Source organism: Mycobacterium sp. E3251 (genome assembly GCF_001666835.1).
Taxonomy (GTDB): Bacteria; Actinomycetota; Actinomycetes; order Mycobacteriales; family Mycobacteriaceae; genus Mycobacterium.
The window spans coordinates 85372-101682 of the sequence record NZ_LZJF01000034.1 but is presented as its reverse complement, the minus strand read 5'-3'; the positions used below and the strand labels follow the sequence as shown (position 1 = coordinate 101682).

Sequence of the window (16311 nt, the reverse complement as noted above, 5' to 3'; positions counted from 1 at the left end):
GTGCCACCGACGGCCCGGCGGGCGAAGGGTCCCGGATCCGGCGGTGCCTCGACGGCCTGTGGAAGGAATCGCGACTGTGGATCAGTCCGCCGGCTGGTGCGGACGGTTCGGTGTGTCGCGCCGCGCCAGCTCGGCCAGCATCGCGTTGTAAGCGACCAGCTCGGCGTCGTCGTCGCGGTCTGCGGCGCGGTCCAACCGCCGGGCGGTGCGGTCGTCGCTGCGCGCCCACTGCACCAGCAGCGCCAGCATCACGATCACCAGCGGCAACTCCCCCGCCGCCCAGGCGATGCCGCCACCCAACCGCTGGTCACCGAGCAGGTCGGTGTGCCAGGTCAAGCCGAGCGAACGGTAGTAGTCGGCGCCCAGCACCCTGCGCGTGCCCATCAGCACCACCCCGAAGAACGCGTGCAGCGGCAGCGACGCGAACACCACACCCACCTTGGCCAGCGGCGGGATCGGGCGCGGCGTGGGGTCGACCCCGATGACGATCCAGTAGAAGAGGTAGCCGCTGAGCAGGAAGTGCAGGTTCATCGCCAGGTGCCCCGCGTGACTGCCCACGGCGATGTCGAACAGGTTCGACAGGTACAGCCCGTAGAAGCCGGCGACGAACAGCACGGTGGCCACGACCGGGTTGGTGAGGAACCGCGACAGCCGGCTGTGCAGCGCGGCGAGCAGCCATTCCCGCAAGCCGGGCGGGTCGTCCCGGCCCGCGGCGGGCAACGCCCGCAGGGCCAGGCTCACCGGGGCGCCCAGCACCAGCAGGATCGGCACCAGCATCGACAGGCCCATGTGGGCGACCATGTGCACGCTGAACATCGCCGGCATGTAGCGACCGACCCCCGACGAGGTGACGAACAGCAACGTCAGGCAGCCGAGCAGCCAGGCCACGGTCCGGCCCGGCGGCCAGGCGTCGCCTCGCCGACGCAGGCGGACCACGGCGGCCACATAGAGGGCGGCGAAGACGATGGCGGCGCTGCCGAAGATCAGGTCGAAGCGCCAGTCGAACAAGATCCGGGCCGGGGTGGGCGGACCGTTGAAGTCGTAGCCGATCTCGGCCTCGGGAATCGAGGGCAGCCGGCTCGGCGGTGGTGGCGGCGGGGTGCGGCCCAGGCCGACGGCGATGCCGAAGGTGAGGCCGAAGACCGCGGCCTCGGCGAGCGCCAGCCGCAGCAGGGCGCGGCGCGCCTCGGGCCGAGGCGGTTCCGCCTGCAAACCGGCGACCGACGAGCGCCGCTGGCGCCAGCCGATTACCCCCAGCACGCATAACGCGGCGAACTTGCCGACCACCAATCGGCCGTAATCGGTGGTCAGCAGGTCGCCCAGCGGGACGCGCACCGCGGCGTTCACCAGACCGCTGAGCGCCATCGCGACCCAGCACCACAGCGCGATTGCGGAGAACCGCCGCGCCGCCAGGGCGACGTGCCCGCCGCCACGCAGCCCGTAGGCGGTCAACGCCAGGAGTCCGCCCGCCCACAGGCCGGCGGCCACGAGGTGGATCAGCAGGCTGTTGGTCGCCAGGTCGTGCGAACCGCCCGCCGACGAATGGCCGGTCAGCCCGAGCGGGATGAGCGTCAGCAGCGACCCGGCGAACAGCAGCGGCGTCCACGACCAGCGCAGCACCGAGAGGCTGGCCAGCATCACCAGCGCGGCCAGCGCCGCGGTCCAGCGCCACGCGGAGGCGGTGGTGACCAGGCCGGCGATCGACCAGATCCGCACCGGGTTCAAAAGCGCGACCAGCGGGCGGCCCGATACGTCGGAAACGGTCAGCGGAACCAGCAGCGCCGCACACGCCGCCCAGACGCCCGACGCGACGGTCCCCAGGCGCAGCGCCCGGTACCCGTCGGCGTCCAGGACGCCGCTGCGTTGCGGCGGCACCAGGAACGCCGCGAACAGGAACGAACCCACGGCCAGCACCGCGGCGATCTCCCCCGCCGCCCGGACGAACGGGAGCCCCAGCGTGGTTGCCGGGCCCGGGTTCGGCAAACCCGTGGCGGTCAGCGCATCGGCCAGCGACAGCGCCCCGATACCGGCCGCCGTGCAGCCCGCCAGCAGCGCGACACCGATCAGCAGCGGCCACACCCGCGCGCGGGGTGGCGTCAGCGACCGACCGACCGTCATACAGCCAGGGTATGAGCCCCTACCGGGAACTACCGAGCCAGGCGCTCCCGACGCGCTTTGACCTCGCGGGCGACGAACTGGTCGCGCGCTATCCGCCCGACATAATTCGAATCCCGCAGGATGTCCCGCAGTTCGCCCCGAAACGCGGCCCGACGCTCGGCGAGGTCCGGCGCGGGCGCGATCAGATCCTGGTCGACGACGACCTGATAGGCCGTGGCGAACAACAGCGTCGACACCGATTCGCTGCTGCGGACCCGGGTTTGCGCCACGTATTGGCGGCCCACGCCGAGCGCCGACTCGGTCAGCGTCTTCTGGCCGACGTCGGCCGGCGCATCCCGCAACACGTCGGCGACGATCTCGTAGGCCTCGAAGAACACCCGCAGCATCGCGTCCGCCATCAGCGGACGCTTGGCGAACAGCAGCGCGTCGATCTCCTCCCCCCCGGCGCTGACGTGGTCTTCCCAATCGTCATGCCAGGCCATCTCTTCGGCGATGTTGTCCCGAAACGCCGCCGAGTCCGCGAAGTAGAAGTCGAACTTGAGCAGGTCGCGCAACCGCATGGCCTGGTCCCAGAAGGCACGCATGCGGTCGCCCTCGGCGTGCCGGGCATGCGCCAGCGCCAATTCGACGATCGAGGTCTCCAGGAAGGCATGGATCAGCGAGTTGCGGTAGAACGCTGCCGCGTGCTGCTCGTCGGGGGCGATGTGCCACACCGGTTCCCGGCCACCGTCGACCCGGGTGATCGGGTGCCCGTTGGACAATGCGTCGACCGCCGCCCGCACACCGTCGCGCGAGCGCAGCCGCAGCGCGCTCGTCGACATCGGGTTCTGTTTGCGTTCCAGGTAATCGAGCGAGTCCTGCAGCGTGTGGTGCAACTGATCGAGCGTCAACGCCGCGCCGCGAGTGGTGAGCAGCAGCGCGCACACCAGGCCGGTCGCCGTCACCGGCGTCGCCTGCAATATCCGCCACGCGACCTCGAACGACATCTTCTGCAGCGCAAGCCGTTTGGCGTCTTGGTCGTGTGACAGCGCGCCGTGCGCCGGGCCAAGGTATTGGCGCATCGAAACGGCTTCCGGGAAGCGGACGTAGATCTTGCCGTAGTTGCGTTCGCCCTGCGCCCTGATGAAGTTGTACAGCCAGCCAACGCCTTCGGGCGTCTTCTCCCCGCCGCGGGCGTAGGCCGCGTACTCGGCGGTCTCGTGCAACTGGTCGAAACTGATGGACACCGGCTGCAGCAGGATGTCTTCACTGCGGCCGTCCAGGTAGGCATCGGCGACGTAGGCCAGCAGACCGAGTTTTGGCGGCAACATCTTGCCGGTGCGCGAGCGGGTGCCCTCGATGGACCAACTCAAGTTGAACCGCTTTTCGACGATATACCCGACGTATTCGCGCAAAACGTATTTGTAGAGGGGGTTTTCGCCGATGTTGCGGCGGATGAAGATGACGCCGGACCGGCGCAGCAGTGGGCCCATCGCGCCGAACGACAGGTTGATTCCGGCGAACACATGCACGGGCGGCAACCGGTTTTCCTGCATCGCCACCGGCACCACCGCGCCGTCGATGTAGGAGCGATGCGAGAAGAGCAGCACCGCCGGGTGGGCCTCCAGGGCGGCGCGCATCGCCGCGACCTGATATCCGTCGTAGTCGATCTCCGGATCGAACCCGCGGCTGAGCATCCTGCCGAGGACGGAAACCAGGTCGACGGACACCCGGCTCCAGCCGGTGGAGAGCTCGTCGAGCATCTCGCCCGCTTCGTCGACGGTCGCGCCGGGGATCTTCTTCAGCCCGGCACGAAACCGGCTGGACTCCAGGATCTCCGGCTTCACCAGGCGCGGAGACTTGTACTGCGGACCCAGGATTCGATACTCGAAGCGTTCCAGCGCCAGCAGCGCGCGTCGGATGACGAATCGGGCGAAGTCGCTTTCGTTCTCACCGACGGTGATGTTGCGCCATTGCTCGCGCAGTTCGGAGACTTTCGCGGGTTCGCCGGCCACCACCCGCGCCCGCTGGGGAGCGTTGCGCATGATGTGCAGTTGCTGACGTTCGTTGGGGTGGTAGGGATCTCGCCCGGGCAGCAGGCCGGCCAGCTTGGCGATTCTGCCGCGGTCCGGTGGCGGCAGCCAGAACACCCGCACCGGCACGATGGAGCGACCGTCGGCCTCGAGCTGTTCGATCAGCGCGGTCAGCTTGTCGGGAGGCGCGGTGGGCGGCGGCAGCTCCAGCACGTCGAATCTCGCCCCGGGTTTGTCGGCGCGCTGTTGGGCCACCCAGGCCGTCACCAGGTCCCGCTCGACGGGCGAGGCCATGGACGCCAACACCAGCGAGTCTTGGCCGGTGAGGACCGCGGTGGTATCCGCGGCCGTTTCGGTCACGGCCGCCCTTCGGGCGCGGATTCCGGCGGCTCCGCGCTGGAGGTGGGCCTGTGCGCCTCACCGTCTTTGAGGGCGGCCTGCGACCCATGGGGATTCGCCTTGGCGGGCTTGGCTTTCGAGGCGGCTTTCTTCGACGCGGCCTTCTTAGCCGGTGCCTTCGAAACGGCCTTAGCCGCAGTCTTTTTCGCGGGCGCCTTGGCCTTTGTCGCCGCCTTCTTCTCGGCATACAGGTCGACCTGGGGCAGCTCGTCGACCGGCCAGTTGGCCAGCGTGTCCAGATACAGCTGACGGACCTCGGCGATGCGCTCCGGCAGGTTCTCGACGGTCCAATCCTGCACCGAGATCGGCGGAAAGACGGCGACATCCACGGTACCGGGATTGACGACGGTCGAGTTGCGGGCGGCGACGAGTTCGGCGTTGCGGATCACGATCGGGACGATCGGGATCCCGGCCGCCATGGCCAGGCGGAACGGCCCCTTCTTGAAGGGCCCGACTTCGGTGGTGTCGACGCGGGTGCCTTCCGGCGCGATCACGATGGACAGTCCCCTACGCGCCCGGTCTTCGACCTCGTGCATCGTCTCCACCGCGGCGACGGGGTCGTCCCGGTCGATGAACACGCCGTCGAGCAGCCTGCCGAGTGTGCCCATGATCGGGTCTTTCTTCAGCTCCTTCTTCCCCACGCCGATCCAGTTGTCGCGCACCAGCGCTCCGGCGATGACCGGGTCAACTTGGTTGCGGTGATTGAAGATGAACACCGCCGGCCGCTGCGCGGTCAGGTTCTCCTGACCGATGACATTGAGCTGCACCCCGGCGATGGCCAGCGACAGCTGGGAGAAGGTCGAGGTGAAGAAGTTGACCCCGCGCCGCCGGTTGCGGGTCAACACGCCGATGCCCACGGCGCCCGCGGCGACGGGGAACATCGAGCCGAAGCCGGCGAGGGTGCGGATCTGCCGGCGCAGGCCCACCGGACCGCGGCTGCTGAACCGCAGGATCGGCCAGCCGCGGCGTTTCGCCACGGCGGCCATCTTCCCCTCGGGATTGGTTGGGCGGGGGTTGCCGACCAGGTACATGAGGGCGACGTCCTCATCCCCGTCGGCGTAGAAGTAGCTGTCCTTCAGATCGATGCCGTTCTCGGCGGCAAACCGTTGCACCGCAGCGGCTTTGCCGGGCCCCCACAGGATCGGCTTCTGCACACCGCCGGTGAGTATCCCGTCTTCGGTGGTTTCGAACTTGTTGGTGAGCATGTTCGAGATGCCCAGGAACCGCGCCACCGGGTTGACCTGAATGGTCAGCGCCGACGAGCTGAGCACCACGGTGTGCCCGCGAGCCACGTGCGCCCGGACCAGCTCGCGCATCTCCGGGTAGATCCGCGACTCGATCCGCTGCACGAACAGCCGCTCGCCGATCTCTTCCAGGTCGTCCAGCAGGCGGCCGGCCAACGCGGCGGCGGCCTTGCCGATGAGGTCCTCGAACTCGATGCGCCCGAGCGTGTGGCTCAGCCCGGCCTGGACCATGCCGAGTAGCTCACCGACCCCCATGTCACGGCGCAGCAGCCGCTCCTGGGTGAGAATCACCGCCGTGAAGCCGGCCACCAGCGTCCCGTCGAGGTCGAAGAACGCCCCGATCTTCGGACCCGGTGGGCTGGCCATGATTTCGGCGACCGAGCCCGGCAACCGCATGTCCGTCCCGGGCGTCCCGCGCTCGTCGCCCTGGTCTTTGGTGGCGCTCATGAACCCGACGCCGTCCGTGCCGAAGTCGCCGGTTCGGTGAACGAGGCCGGCACCGCGTGGGGCGCCCCCTCACCGGCCAGCGCCAGAATTTCGTCGAAGCCTTCCAACAGGCATTGAGCGAACAGTGGCTCGTTGCGCACCGAGGCCCTGTCGTAGCGCACGGTGATGGTGCACCACCCGCCCCGAGAGATCAGCACCACCATCATCGCTACCCCCGGTAGTGGACCGATCCCATACTGCCGCAACACCTTTGCACCGGCGATGTAGGTGTCTCCCGGGTACACCGGGACGTTGCTGGCCTGCACGTCGGAGCCGATCACCGAGCCGGTGATGCCTTCGAGCACCGCGGTCGGCAGGACGCTGAGCAGTGGCGCGACGGAACCGATGATGTTCATCGCGGGCTCGTCGCGGCGCTGCGTCATCTGCGCACGGATCTTCTTCATCCGCGAAACCGGGTCGACGGTGCCCACCGGCGCGGCCAGGTTGACCCCGGTGAACCTGTTGCCGCCGGCCGTGTCGGCCTCGGCCCGCAGGCTAACCGGGACCGCCATCGGCAGCGTGCTGATCGGCACACCGAGCGCCTCGTGATAGCGCCGCAGGGCTCCGCACAGGCCGGCGAGGTAGGCGTCGTTGATCGATCCCCCGCCCGCCTTGGCCGCCCGGTGCAGGTCGGAGAGCGGGATGTCGATCGCCTCGGTGCGGGTCGCCAGGCTGCGCCGCCGCAGCAGCGGCGACGGCTCGGCCGACCGGTTGAGCACCCGCATCCCCGACATGGCATAGCCCACGATCCCGGACACGGTGGAACCCGGCTCCAGGACCGCCCGTCCGGCCGCCGACACCGCCCCCGACACCGCGCTCACGACACCGCCGACCACGGCGGTGGGCAAGTGGTTAATGCCTTGCCGCATCAGGTCATTGGGGGTCAGATCCTGCGGGATGGGCAGCGGGGGCGTCGGCTTGGCAGGCGGGTCGCGCTCCAGGTCATAGATTTCCGCAAACATCTGCACACCGCCGACGCCGTCGGTGACCGCGTGGCTGACGTGCAACAGCGTGGCGGCTTTCCCGTCGGCCAAACCCTCCACCAGGGTGGCCGTCCACAGCGGACGGGAGATGTCCATGGGCGACTGCAGGATCACCTCGGCGAGGTTGAACACGTCGCGCAGTGTCCCGGGCTCGGCCACCCGCATCCGACGCACGTGGAATTCGAGGTTGAAATCGGGGTCCACCACCCAGCGCGGCGACGCGGTCGGCAGGGTCGGCACGACAACCTTCTGACGCAACCGCAACACCCGTCGGGATGCGTTCTCGAATCGGGTCAGGAACTTGTCCCAGTCCGGTGTGGTGTCGAGAAGTTCCAGCGCCATGATGCCCGACCGAGTCCGGGGATTCGCTTCACCACGATGCATCAGATAGTCGACCGGTCCGAGTTGGTCGGACAATTTCACGACCCCATCGGACTCAGTCATGGTCCTCCGCCCGACGCGCCAGCCCTGTCACCGTCGATCAAGCCTCCTGCCTCGGCCCCGCCATCCCCATAGCCAACACAACGCTAGTCGGGTTGCCGCGCTGGTGAAAGGAGTGGTCGGGCGCCGGTGACGGGGGGCTCAGCTGGCCGGTGTGGCCGCCAGCTGGTCCAAGTCCAGCAGGGAGCTGACGCGCCGGCCGTAGATGACACCCAAGAAATCGGCGACGGCGTCCGCGGCCAGCCGCGAGCGGACCGTCGAGAGGATGTCGAACGCGTGGTGGGCATTGGCGAGCTCCGCGTGGGCCACCGTGGCGCCGGCGGCGCGCAACGCCGCGCAGAAACCCCGGGCCTGGCCACTGGGGACCAACTCGTCCTTCTCGCCGTGCAACACGAAGAAGGGCGGCGCGTCGCCGTGAACGTAGTTGACCGGTGACGCCGCCCTGAACCGCTCGGGGTCGTCGGTGTAGCGGGCCTTCATCACGAACTGCTCCAGGAACGGCAGCATCAAGTCGTGCATGTTCTCGAAGTCGGTGAAGTCGTACACGCCGTAATAGGGCGCGACGGCCTGAACCGTCGTGTCGGCGCCTTCGAATCCGGGTTGGAACGCCGGGTCGTTCGGGGTAAGCGCGGCCAGCGAGGCCAGGTGTCCGCCGGCCGAGCCGCCGGTGATCGCGATGAAGTCGGGATCGCCCCCGTAGTCGGCGATGTTTTGGCGGACCCACGCGATCGCCCTCTTCACGTCGATGAGGTGCGCGGGAAACGTCGAACGCGGGCTCTTGCAGTAGTTGATCGAGACGCAGATCCAGCCGAGCTCGGCCATGCGGCTCATCAGCGTGTAGGCCTGCACTCGTTTGTCGCCGACGGTCCACGCCCCGCCCGGGACCTGGATCAGCACCGGCGCCCGCCGCCCCGGCGCCAGGTCATGGCGGCGCCAGATGTCGAGCAGGTTGTCGCGACCAGCCGGACCGTAGGGGATGTTCGACGTCTGCGCCGCGTACCGGCGATGCGGCCCGGGCCTGTTCAACACGCCGCTGCGCGGCGCGCAGACTGGCTTGATGCCGGCCGGGTGGCATACCTGCTCGCGGAAGTCCGGCCCGAAGGACTCCTCGAGCGCGGCTTTGAGGGCCCGATCGGCCCGCTGCGCCGCCCAGGTGGCGCCGACGCGGCCGATGGACGGGTGCGAGACCCGCGACAACGCATGCCCGGTCACGACGTGCGGTGGGAACTCCGTGGAAAGCCAGCCCACGAGGCAGCCCAGCGCGAACGGCGAACCGCGCAGCAACAGCGTGCCGGCCCGATAGGCATCCATCGCATCGGCCGCCAGGCGTGATGCCTGGGTGCTGGCCCACGAGCACCGTGAAGTCAAGTGCATGGTCACGCTCATAACAACGCCACCCCTCGACGATCTGCACACGCCTCGTTGCGGTAAACGGCCGATTACCGGCCGGTGTTCAACGTGTGTCGAGGGTCCCAACCATAGCCGATAACCGTGGCGCGGGAACGCTTTTCGCGCGCGTCGCGGCGGCGAGTCGTAACTCGACACGCCGTTGGAATAGACTGACCTGCACATTGCCTCCGTAGCTCAGGTGGATAGAGCAAGGGCCTTCTAATCCCTAGGTCGCACGTTCGAGTCGTGCCGGGGGCACCCGCAGCGTGTATTACCTCGGCTGGTGCCTGACGCCTACTTCGGCGGATACCTGACCTCGCACCCGCCGACTACTTGACCATCGTGAACTGACAAACGTTGGTGTAGCCGTCGCGGAACAGGTCAGAGCACCCCCGCAGGTATTGCATGTAGATGTCGTAGGTCTCCTGCCCCTTGAGAGCTATCGCCTCGTCTCTGTGCGCCTCGAGAGCGTCCGCCCAGGTCGTCAGCGTCGGAACGTAGTTCTTCCCGATGAAGTGATGGCGCTCGATGTTGAATCCCGCCTCCGTCGCATACCGGTCGATCTGCTGAACCTGGGGCAACCTACCGCCCGGGAAAATTTCCTTGAGGATGAAGCTGATGAACCGCAGCAGGCTCATGGTCGTCTTCAAGCCGAGCGCGTTGACCTCCTCGGTGGTGGGCACCACGATCGAATGCAGCAGCATCCGGCCGCCGTCGGGCAGTAGGTCGTAGAACTTCTTGAAAAAGACGGCGTAACGCTCGTATCCGGCATCGCCCGCGCCGTCGGCGAAATGCTCGAACGCGCCCAGCGACACGATCCGGTCGATCGGTTCGTCGGGGAATTCCTCCCAGCCCTGGATCCGCACCTCCATGCGGCGGGGACTGTCGATCTCTTTGAACTTCTCCACGTCGTGTGCGTACTGGTTCTCGCTCAGCGTCAGACCGATGACGTTGACGTCGTACTCGGCCACCGCGTGCCGCATCGTCGAACCCCAGCCGCAGCCGATGTCGAGCAGCGTCATGCCGGGCTGGAGGTTCAGCTTGTCCAGCGACAGCTTGCGCTTGGCGTACTGCGCCTCCTCCAGCGTCTTGGTCGGATTCTGCGGGTCGGGATGTTCGTCAAAGTAGGCGCAGCTGTAGGTCATCGACGGGTCAAGCCAGAGCTTGAAGAACTCGTTCGATTTGTCGTAGTGCGACCGGACCTTCTCGACCGGCGGCTTCAGGTGTGCGCTTCCCGCGTTCCCTTGAGCGGACATCTACAACGCCCCTAACTTCCCTGGGGATACCGATGACCAAGGTTTTCCGGTGGTCAAAGTGATCCTTACCCACAAAAGTCTAGGTAAAAGCGCCTTGCATCGAGGTCGCAGGTGCGGGGCACTAACCGCCGATGCCTGTCAGTTCCCCTGCCACCGCATCGAATGCCCGCAGTGTGTCCAACATGTGCGGCTCGTGGGAGTGCGGCTGGGTGGACACCTTGGCGGCCACCACCTCCGCGGCGCGGTTGACATAAATCATCTGACCGCACATACCCAGGGACAGCACAACATTGTTGCCCGGGTAGGGGAACCACATCTGGTTTCGGTACATCCCGCCGGGCAGATCGGTGTCGCGATCGGGGCTGGCTGCGAACGCCTGACGCGAGTCGGGACCGCCGTCAAGGGTGTCGGCGATCCACGCCGTCGGCACCACTTGCTCCCCGGTCAGCGAGACGCCGTCATGCAAGAACAGCGACCCGAACCGGAGCATGTCGGTGAGACATGCGCTGACGCCGCCGTCGCAAAACCCGGTCCCGACCGGGTCGACGGCAATGGTGGCGTCGCTTTGGGCTCCGATCCGACTCCACAGCAGTTCCGACATCAATGTGGGCATCCGCTGGCCGGCGGCGACCTCGCAGATCCAGCCGAGGACGTCCGTTTCACACGAGCGATATTCGAACGGACCGCCGTGAGCCGACTTCCGCCGCAGGGTCAGCAGAAAGTCATGGAGTGTGGCGGGGACGTCTGGGCCGCTCTTGGGCGCCCACCCCATCGCCTGGTCGAGACAGTGGATCTCGGCGGCCGGGTCATCGTAGTTCTCGGAGAAGGCGATGCCCGACCTCATATCCAGCAGGTGCCGCACCGTCGCGCCGGCGTAGCCGCAGTTTCCTAGGGCGGGAACGTATTTCGTAACCGGCGCGTCCAACTCGATGGCACCGGATCCGTGCAACGCGCCGATGACGGCCGCCACCAGCGACTTGCTCACCGAGAACAGCAGGTGCCGGGTCCCGGCCTCCATGCCGTCCCGGTACTGCTCGGCCACCATTGAGCCGCGGTGTGCGACGGCCCACCCGTCGGTAACGGTGGCCGCCATTACCGCGCCGACGGTGGTCGCCGTCCCGTTGGTGTTGGTCACCGAAATTTCGGCCAGGGGAGCACGGGCGTCCGGCAGACGCGCGACAGGCCCCGTCCCCCGGGGGATTACCGCGGTCGGCACCATGTCTTCGACGTGCTGGAAAGACCACCGCGCATAAGGCGGCGACAGCCAGTTGTGCAGTGAGATGCCGGCCGGGCGGCTCACGCGCGCGCGACGAGTCGCGAGACGATCGGCGCCGCGGGCGTCAGGGGCGTCGAGGTGAACTTAGCCTTCATGCCCTTGACCCAGCGCTGGCAGCGCTCGCTCAGCTGATAATCGTCCGTCTGCAGGTGTGAGCGGGTGACGAGCACGCCGAGTTGGGCGCCCTCGGACCGTAAGTCGCCGGGCGCGGCGACCCTCATGTAAAAGGCCTCGGACCCGTCGAGCAGCGTGGCCCAGTCGTTGGCGGTCCGCGAGAAAGAGACCCGACCGTCGTCATCGATGCGCCATACCCCGGTGCGTGGCGTCGCGGTGAAGATCTCGATATCCGGCGACGTCTCGGTGAGGATCACCTGGCCCCAGACCTCGTCCTCGCCGTAGCCCCGCTCCCAGCGCGCGTTGATCTCGTCGATGTCGAGCTCGTATTCGACGTCCATGTACTCGAGCAGGTGAAAGAGAAACAGCGGCATGTCGGCGTAGGCCTCGGTAGTCAAGTTCGTCATCGGGCTCGCGCCGGACAGGCGCGGATTCACTTCGCCGAGGTAGAGCTCGTCGGAGTCGAGGTCATGCAGAAGGTCTACCTCGAAGTAGCCGAGGTAGCCCTCGCGGCGCATGACGTCGCCCAGCTTTGTCACCATTTCTCGCGCGGCGTGGGTCTGGGCGGGTGGCAGCACCTCGTGCCAGATGTCATTGCCACACCAGCTGCCCCGGCTCGGTGTCAGCTCCGAATAACCGACGAGACTCGTCATCGCGGGGCCGACCACCGTGCCGTGGCGGGTCACGGCACCCTCGAGGCACACCTCGACATTGCGGATCCGTTTCATAACCTTGAGGTCCTGCCCGACCAGGTTGCCCGCGTTCTCGTCCCAGTCGCGTTGACCGTGCACAAAGAACGTCCCGCTGCCAGCGTTGCCATAGGCGATCGAGATGACGAGGTCATCTCCCAAGCCGGCGTGTTGGGCGAGCGTCAGCAATTCGTCATACGAGCCGGCCCGCCCGATCGTGTTGGGCACACTCGGCACCCCCGCCTCGTCAGCCAGGCGTGTCATGACGATCTTGGAGCCGAGGCGCTCACGCAGCTCGATCGGCGGGTGCATGACCTCCAGACCCGCCGACCGCGCGAGGGCCTGGATTTCCGCGTTCATCATCACAAAGCAGCACTTGCCACCCGGACCTTTACCCGCGATGAATTCGAGCGTCTCGGGATCGGACAGCAGGTGGCTGCACACTTCGTCCATCGAGTCGAAATCACGGCGGTCGCGCCGCCGGGGCACGAACACGCGCGAGTGCGTGCCCTCGAAAGAGTCAAAGTAGGTCAGGTAGAAGAAGTTTCGTATCCAACGGTCAACACCTAGCAGGTTGAACGGGGTCGGCGAGATGAAGTACAGCGGCACCTTGTTGGTGTGGAAGAACGCGCGTATGTCCGAGAGGCCGTTGAGCACGCGACCCGGCTCGGGCCCGCCCATATTCACGCAGCCCGCGCCGGGGACAGGGGCGCCGCACTCAGCGCGTCGGCAATGCAATCACATCCGTTCATCCCATAAGTGTGGACCCGCCTGGGCCGCGGCACTCGCTTAACGGAGTTCCTTCATGAACTCTTTCGCCAAAGGTCCAGCGGAGGCCGGATTCTGGCCGGTGAACAGATTGCGATCTTTCACCGTATAGGGCTTCCAGACCTCGCCGCGGGTGAAGTCGACGCCCAGCTTGACCAGTTCGTCCTCGGCGGTCCAAGGCGCCTTCTCCCGCAGGCCGACGGCGTCCTCTTCGTCGTTGGTGTATGCCGTGACCTTGTAGCCGGCGAATGGCGAGACCCCGTTTCGCCGGGTCGCCAACATCGCAACCGGCGCGTGACAGACGATGGCCAGCGGCTTGCCGGACGCGAGTGCCGCGGTCAGCAGCCGGCCGGAGTCCGCGTCCTGCCACAGGTCCTCCATCGGCCCGTGCCCGCCCGGGTAGTAGACCGCGTCAAAGTCCTCGAGGCGGGCGTCGGCCAACTCGATCGGCCGGCGCAATTCGTCTGCGGAGCGCAGGATCTCCTCCAGTTCCCGGGCAATCTCTTCACTGCCGGCCATCGACGGACGCAGGCTCATCACATCCACATGCGGCACAACACCTTTCGGGGTGGCCACCGTGACGTCATGACCGGCGTTGGTGAGCTCCCGGTACGGGGCGGCGAACTCCTCGGCCCAATAACCCGTCGGATGCCTGGTGCCATCCGTGAGCGTCCAGTAACTTGCGCCGGTCACGACGAACAGAACCTTTGCCATCGCGCTTCCCCTCGTTAGCCCCGCAATGCATTGATGCAAGCGTCGCCCATCTCATCGTTGGCGTGCAACCGCGAACCGCGACTACGACGCCGGTCCGAGCTGCCAGACCAGGTCACGCCCACTGGCGGCCGGTCGCGTCCGTTGCGATCGACGGGCCTGTTCGCGGAGATCAGACCCAAACCGAGCGTGCTCATAACGGCGATTACGGCAGAGACAATCGCCAGGCACGTACGGTCGCTGCGCCGCCAGCCACAACGGCGTAAATGGCTCTTAACAAGTGCCGCGATGCCACTGTCGCCAAAAGTTTGCCAAATAGACGGTTAGGGAACGACAATTGGCGTGTCGTGCGAGCAGATGACGCTGACGGGGGATTATGACTTAGGGCGTCTCTATTCGAGGGGTGGTCGATGTGACGTCGGACGACTGGCAACCGGTAGTGCGAGTTGGAGAACCCAAGTTCGTAGCCGGGCTGGGGAACAGGATCAAAGTTGAGGTCAAGACACGGGGGTGGCTAAGCCGAGACTGGCGCGGCTACTTCGGTTCTCAGGTTTCGCAGCAACGGCTCGATGCCCGGTACTCCTCCTATCCCTGTTGGGACGAGATCCAGCGCATCGAGGGCACATGCGCCGCGGATGAAGCGGAGCGCTACATCGAAATGATCGATGCGGCAATCCACTATGCGAACACGAGGTTGCGCTATGACGCGTTGCCAACCGCGGTGCTCCAAGGGACGCAGCGGGATCAACGAGCATGCGCCGTCAGGCGGCGCCAAGCGGCCCTCGATCAGCTCGCGAAGAAGTTGGCAAGACCCGAATGCGGGTGAACGAATAGGCAATGCTCGGCTCGATGCATGTTGCGTCTCGCGGCTTCGGGTCAGGCGCGGTGGCGCAATTACGGCCCTGAATCACATCCCCGTCATTAACGACGTGCCGTCTCGGGGCACCGTTTAGAGCGTAGTCTCGCGCACCCAATGGCAAACGCATTCGCCTTTCACAACAATTCTTTGGAATTGCCCGTACGCGACCTCCAATAGCGCTCGCGTCCTGAGGGTGAGCAAATCCCCTGCGTCAAGACGGAATGCGAAGGCATTTAAAGGGTTGCCGCCGGTGCCGATTGGGCGAAAACCCGCAGCGGCCGCGCTTCCACCGGTTGCCATCCTCGAACAGGTCGCGCAGTACCCTAACCCTGCCCCGGAGTCGCAGCCGACGGCACAGCATCGTGCGTCGCTCGGACCCGCCAAACCCAAGCCGCAGAGGTGCCCGATGGCCCAATCCGACCTCGTCTTGTTCACCGTCGAGAATCGCGTCGCACTCATCACCGTCAACGACCCCGACCGGCGCAACGCGGTGACGGCCGAGATGTCGGCGCACCTGCGCGCCGCCGTGGAGCGGGCCGAGGCCGATCCTGGCGTGCACGCCCTGGTGGTTACCGGCGCCGGCAAGGCCTTCTGCGCCGGCGCGGACCTCAGTGCGCTCGGCGCCGCGGGCGGCGACAAAGCCGAGGCGGGCCTGCAGCAGCTCTACGACGGCTTCATGGCCATCGGCAGTTGCCGGCTGCCCACCATCGCCGCGGTCAACGGCGCGGCCGTCGGCGCGGGTCTGAATCTCGCACTGGCGGCCGACGTGCGCATCGCCGGTCCGGCGGCACTGTTCGACGCCCGATTCCAGAAGCTCGGGCTGCATCCCGGCGGCGGTGCGACCTGGATGCTGCAGCGGTCGGTGGGCCCGCAGGTTGCCCGCGCCGCCCTGCTCTTCGGCATGCGTTTCGACGCTGAGGCCGCCGTGCACCACGGCCTGGCGCTTTCCGTCGCCGACGATCCGGTCGCCGCCGCGCTCGAGCTCGCCGCAGGGCCCGCGGCCGCACCGCGCGAGGTCGTGCTGGCGACGAAGGCCACCATGCGCGCCACCGTCAGCCCGGGATCGCTCGACCACGAGCAACACGTCTTCGCCATGCGCACGGAGCTCGGCCCTCAGGCCTACTCCATCCAGTCGCCGGAATTTGCCCAGCGACTGGCTGCGGCACGGCGGCGGTAGTGCCATCATGGGCTAGCAGGTTGGGATCGGTAGCAGAGCGAACGCTGTGTGCTTGCTGCGACGACGCCAACCGACATGGCGCATGGACGAAGGACACATCGCGTGAACATCACCCTCACCCGCATCGCCGCCGGGGCGCTGCTCTCCAGCGGACTCGCCACGGCCGGATTCGCGCTGGTCGCCGGCACCGCCCACGCCCAGCCAGCCCCCGCGCCGCGGGTTTACTGGTGCCCCAATCAGCCGTGGGACCCGGCATGGGGCGAGAACAAGTACTGGAACCAGTGCTGGGACACCGAGAACCCGCCGAATCACCCGCCCCCGCCGCCTTTCCACCAGCCCAATTTCAACTGCGGCCTGTTCTGGTGCCCCGTACCGCCGCACCCCTGAGC

12 protein-coding genes and 1 tRNA gene are annotated in these 16311 nt (G+C 67.1%); 4 read left to right on the top strand and 9 right to left on the bottom strand.

All coding sequences use genetic code 11. The annotated features are described in order from the left end of the window. Nucleotides 1–81: 81 nt before the first annotated feature. The 5 genes from A5697_RS04725 to A5697_RS04705 all read right to left on the bottom strand — a co-directional run bounded on the left by A5697_RS04725 (nucleotide 82) and on the right by A5697_RS04705 (nucleotide 9069). Nucleotides 82–2118: a cytochrome c oxidase assembly protein gene (locus tag A5697_RS04725; protein WP_068008434.1), complete on the bottom strand. Its 2037-nt coding sequence runs from the start codon at nucleotides 2116–2118 to the stop codon at nucleotides 82–84. A gap of 29 nt (nucleotides 2119–2147) precedes the next feature. After that, nucleotides 2148–4490, bottom strand: coding sequence for a glycerol-3-phosphate 1-O-acyltransferase (locus A5697_RS04720; protein WP_068008431.1), 2343 nt, complete (start codon nucleotides 4488–4490; stop codon nucleotides 2148–2150). Beyond that, nucleotides 4487–6220 (bottom strand): HAD-IB family hydrolase/lysophospholipid acyltransferase family protein, encoded by a 1734-nt coding sequence (locus A5697_RS04715; RefSeq protein ID WP_068008429.1) that lies wholly within the window; start codon nucleotides 6218–6220, stop codon nucleotides 4487–4489. The genes A5697_RS04720 and A5697_RS04715 overlap by 4 nt, the downstream gene beginning before the upstream one ends. Further along, nucleotides 6217–7686, bottom strand: a complete 1470-nt coding sequence (locus A5697_RS04710) for a wax ester/triacylglycerol synthase family O-acyltransferase (protein ID WP_067947024.1) — start codon at nucleotides 7684–7686, stop codon at nucleotides 6217–6219. The genes A5697_RS04715 and A5697_RS04710 overlap by 4 nt, the downstream gene beginning before the upstream one ends. Before the next feature lie 138 nt (nucleotides 7687–7824). Beyond that, on the bottom strand, nucleotides 7825–9069 hold the full coding sequence (locus A5697_RS04705) for an alpha/beta hydrolase (protein WP_068008426.1): 1245 nt from the start codon (nucleotides 9067–9069) through the stop codon (nucleotides 7825–7827). A 187-nt stretch (nucleotides 9070–9256) separates the two neighbouring features. On the opposite strand from A5697_RS04705, the gene A5697_RS04700 reads away from it, so the two are divergent. Further along, nucleotides 9257–9330: transfer RNA gene (locus A5697_RS04700), tRNA-Arg, on the top strand. A gap of 71 nt (nucleotides 9331–9401) precedes the next feature. Here A5697_RS04700 and A5697_RS04695 read toward each other — a convergent pair. The 4 genes from A5697_RS04695 to A5697_RS04680 all read right to left on the bottom strand — a co-directional run bounded on the left by A5697_RS04695 (nucleotide 9402) and on the right by A5697_RS04680 (nucleotide 13889). After that, nucleotides 9402–10328: a cyclopropane mycolic acid synthase family methyltransferase gene (locus A5697_RS04695; RefSeq protein ID WP_068008424.1), complete on the bottom strand. Its 927-nt coding sequence runs from the start codon at nucleotides 10326–10328 to the stop codon at nucleotides 9402–9404. Nucleotides 10329–10449: 121 nt separating this feature from the next. Next, nucleotides 10450–11628 carry a serine hydrolase domain-containing protein gene (locus A5697_RS04690; RefSeq protein ID WP_068008421.1) on the bottom strand — a complete coding sequence of 393 codons (1179 nt, stop codon included), beginning with the start codon at nucleotides 11626–11628 and terminating at the stop codon, nucleotides 10450–10452. Further along, entirely contained in the window at nucleotides 11625–13088 is a 1464-nt protein-coding gene (locus A5697_RS04685; RefSeq protein ID WP_068008419.1) for a biotin carboxylase, read from the bottom strand. Before A5697_RS04685 ends, A5697_RS04690 begins: the two co-directional genes overlap by 4 nt. Nucleotides 13089–13196: 108 nt before the next feature. Further along, a complete protein-coding gene (locus tag A5697_RS04680) occupies nucleotides 13197–13889 on the bottom strand; it encodes a type 1 glutamine amidotransferase domain-containing protein (protein WP_068008416.1) in 693 nt (230 codons plus the stop codon). 409 nt (nucleotides 13890–14298) lie between these two features. Between A5697_RS04680 and A5697_RS04675 the strand changes: the two genes are divergently transcribed. The 3 genes from A5697_RS04675 to A5697_RS04665 all read left to right on the top strand — a co-directional run bounded on the left by A5697_RS04675 (nucleotide 14299) and on the right by A5697_RS04665 (nucleotide 16309). Continuing rightward, complete coding sequence (locus tag A5697_RS04675) at nucleotides 14299–14712, top strand: hypothetical protein (protein WP_067947036.1); 414 nt, start codon at nucleotides 14299–14301, stop codon at nucleotides 14710–14712. Nucleotides 14713–15151: 439 nt separating this feature from the next. Next, nucleotides 15152–15922, top strand: coding sequence for an enoyl-CoA hydratase (locus A5697_RS04670; RefSeq protein ID WP_068008415.1), 771 nt, complete (start codon nucleotides 15152–15154; stop codon nucleotides 15920–15922). A 102-nt stretch (nucleotides 15923–16024) separates the two neighbouring features. Further along, nucleotides 16025–16309 carry a hypothetical protein gene (locus A5697_RS04665; RefSeq protein ID WP_067947039.1) on the top strand — a complete coding sequence of 95 codons (285 nt, stop codon included), beginning with the start codon at nucleotides 16025–16027 and terminating at the stop codon, nucleotides 16307–16309. Nucleotides 16310–16311: the final 2 nt, after the last annotated feature.